Raw genomic sequence first — 3085 nt, forward strand, 5'->3', positions numbered from 1 at the left:
GCTCGAACCTTGCAAGGTGTTCATGCGGGAATCCGTTGGCTCGCCAGGCAGCGTCCCGCATTCCGGGGGAGGAGATCGACAATAACCCCCATTGTCGAAAACGGAAGAAGAGTGCCGGCCCTGGCCGAGGCATCCGGCGCAAAACAACAAACGGAGGATGGAATGACATCGCTTTCCACAAAGATAAATCGATTTACTCTCGCGTTGGGCGTAGCGCTTACGTTTGCCGCGGTCGGCGCTGCTAAGGCCGAGGACGGCGAATATGGCGTGCTGATGAAGACCTTGGCCAATCCGTTCTGGGGCGCGATGGCGCAGGGCGTCGCCGACGGCGCCAAGGAGGCCGGCGTGAAATACTTCCAGCAGGCGGCCGAAAGCGACCAGGCGGCCGAGCCGCAGCTCAACCTCTGCAACACGATGCTCGAGCGCAAGCCGGTGGCGATGATCACCGCCGCCATCAACTCGACCAACCTCTTGCCCTGCCTGAAATCGGCGCAGGATGCCGGCATCAAGATCGTCGATCTCGACAACAATCTTGACCAGGCGGTTCTCGACAAGGAAGGCGTCAAGGTCACCTTCCATATCGGTTCCGACAACGTCGCCGCGGGTGCGCAAGGGGCCGAATATCTCGTCTCCAAGCTTGGCAAGGACGCCAAGGGTCCGGTGCTGGTGATCGAGGGTCTCTCAGGCAACATCACCGGCGAGAAGCGCGCCAAGGGCTTTGCCGACAAGCTCAAGGAACTGGCGCCGGGGCTCGAGGTGGTCGCCTCGCTGCCGGGCGATTGGGATCGCGGCAAGGCCGCCTCGATCGCCACCGACACACTGACGGCGCATCCCGATCTGGTTGCCATCTTCTGCGCCAACGACGGCATGGCGTTGGGCGCCGTGGAATCGGTCTACGCCGCCGGCAAAGGCGAGCAGGTGACGATCATCGGCGTGGACGGCAATGTCGACGCCGTGAAGTCGATCAAGGAAGGCCGCCTGAACGCTTCCGTCGCCCAGCTTCCCTATCTCGTCGGCAAGCAGGCGGTCGAGAACGTCAAGAAGGCGCTGGCCGGCGAGAAGGTCGAGGAAAGCATCGCGGTGCCCACCCTGGTGCTGACCAAGGACGTGCTCGACGCCGGCAAGGAGCCGATGCTGCAATACGTGAAGTAGCAAGAGAAGGGACTAGGGGAGTAGGTCCGTAGGGGAGTAGGAAGAGGAAGGTTTGCACTTCCTAGACTCACTTCCCTATTCCCCTAGTCCCCTACCCAGAAGGGTGAAAACCATGGCTTCCGAAACGGCGCAGCCCGGGTTTTGGGCTCGGGTGCAGCGCGCATCCGTCGAGAGGCTCCACATCAGGCTGGAGTCGCTGCTGGTGCTTGTGCTGCTGAGCGCGGCGATGGCGCTTTTGTCGCCTTTCTTCCTGTCGCTCAGCAATTTCCTCAACATCCTGCTCGCGACATCGACGATCGGCGTGCTGGCGATCGCCGCGACCTTCGTCATCGGTTCCGGTGGGCTCGATCTGTCGCTGGGATCGGTCATGGGGCTCGCCGGCGTGGCGGGAGCCTTCGTCGCCGTTAATCTCGGCTGGCCGTCGGTGTTCGCGGTGATCGCCTGCATTCTGGCCGCAAGTATCGCCGGCTACATCAACGGCCAACTGGTCACCCGCGCCTTCGTGCCCGCCTTCATCGTCACGCTCGGCATGCTGGGCCTTGCGCGCGGGCTGGCGCTCGTCATCTCGCAGGGCAGGGCGATCTACGGCCTGCCGCCGGAGATCGTCTATATCGGGCAAGGGAGGCCGCTCGGCATTCCGATGCCGGTCATCATCTTCGTGCTGACGGCGATCGTCGCGCATACGGTGCTTGCCTATACGCGCTTCGGCCGACACACTTTGGCGCTTGGCGACAGCGAGGGCGCGGCGCGCGCCGCCGGCATCCGCGTCGAGCAGCATCGCCGCATCATCTACACGCTCTCCGGCGCGCTCGCCGGGCTTGCGGGTCTCTTGTTCACCGCCCGCGTCAATGCGGGCGACCCGACCGCCGGCATCAACTACGAACTCACCGCGATCACCGCGGCGATCATCGGCGGCACCAACCTGTTCGGCGGCCGCGCCTCGATCCTCGGCACCATGATCGGCGCGCTGATCATGGGCGTGCTGCAGAACGGGCTGACATTGCTTGCCGTGCAGTCCTACTACCAGCAAATGGCGATCGGCGCGGTGCTGATCCTAGCGGTCTTCATCGACCAATATCAGGTGCGGAAGGAGTCGCGCGTATGACCCTGCTTTCGCTCCACAAGATCCGCAAAAGCTTCGGGGCGGTCGACGTGCTGCATGGCGTCGACCTGTCGGTCGCAGCCGGCGAGGTGGTCGGGCTGGTCGGCGACAACGGCGCCGGCAAGTCGACGCTGATGAAGACCATCACCGGCATCTACCGCGCCGACACCGGCTCGATCGAGTTCGACGGCAAGGACATCCTCGCCCTCGACCCCGGCCAGCGGCGCCGGCTCGGCATCGAGATGATCTACCAGGATCTGTCCTTGGCCAAGCAGCAGGACGTGGCCTCCAACATCTTCCTTGGCCGCGAGCCGACGAAAAGGCTGCTCGGCCTCTTCCCCGGCTTTGTCGACAAGACCGAGATGGATCGGCAGGCGGCGCGGATGATCGAGCGGCTCGGGGCGCACTTGCCGTCGATCAGTCGTTCCGTCGGCTCCTTCTCCGGCGGCCAGCAGCAGACGGTGGCGATTGCGCGGGCGCTCACCTTCAGCCCGAAGCTCGTCATCATGGACGAGCCGACGGCGGCGCTCGCCGTGCGCGAGGTGCAGAGCGTGCTCGATCTCATCCGGCGGCTGAAGTCTGAAGGCATCGCCGTCATTTTGATTTCGCACCGGCTGAACGACGTGCTGTCGGTCACCGATCGCATCGTCGTGCTGCGCCACGGCAGGGCGGATGCCGATCTCGTCACCGCCAAAACCAACATGAACGAAGTCGTCAGCCGCATCGTCGGCGGCGGCGACACGGCCGCCGCGGCGGCGCACGAGCAACGAGGCTGATATGAATGTTTTCGGACTGCACACTTTCGCCATCGCCCCGGTCTGGGATCTGGCC

At 64.2% G+C, this 3085-nt stretch carries 3 protein-coding genes; all 3 read left to right on the forward strand.

Going from position 1 to position 3085, the window contains the following annotated elements; all coding sequences use genetic code 11:
• Positions 1-162 precede the first annotated feature (162 nt).
• A complete protein-coding gene (locus EOA60_RS25945; RefSeq protein WP_245322399.1) occupies positions 163-1152 on the forward strand; it encodes a substrate-binding domain-containing protein in 990 nt (329 codons plus the stop codon).
• Positions 1153-1264: 112 nt separating this feature from the next.
• The gene (locus EOA60_RS25950; RefSeq protein ID WP_095824983.1) at positions 1265-2257 is read left to right on the forward strand and encodes an ABC transporter permease; all 993 of its coding nucleotides are present in this window, start codon (positions 1265-1267) and stop codon (positions 2255-2257) included.
• The gene (locus EOA60_RS25955; RefSeq protein ID WP_095802303.1) at positions 2254-3030 is read left to right on the forward strand and encodes an ATP-binding cassette domain-containing protein; all 777 of its coding nucleotides are present in this window, start codon (positions 2254-2256) and stop codon (positions 3028-3030) included. Before EOA60_RS25950 ends, EOA60_RS25955 begins: the two co-directional genes overlap by 4 nt.
• Positions 3031-3085: the final 55 nt, after the last annotated feature.

The sequence above is a fragment of the Mesorhizobium sp. M1A.F.Ca.IN.020.06.1.1 genome (assembly GCF_004023265.1).
Taxonomy (GTDB): domain Bacteria; phylum Pseudomonadota; class Alphaproteobacteria; order Rhizobiales; family Rhizobiaceae; genus Mesorhizobium.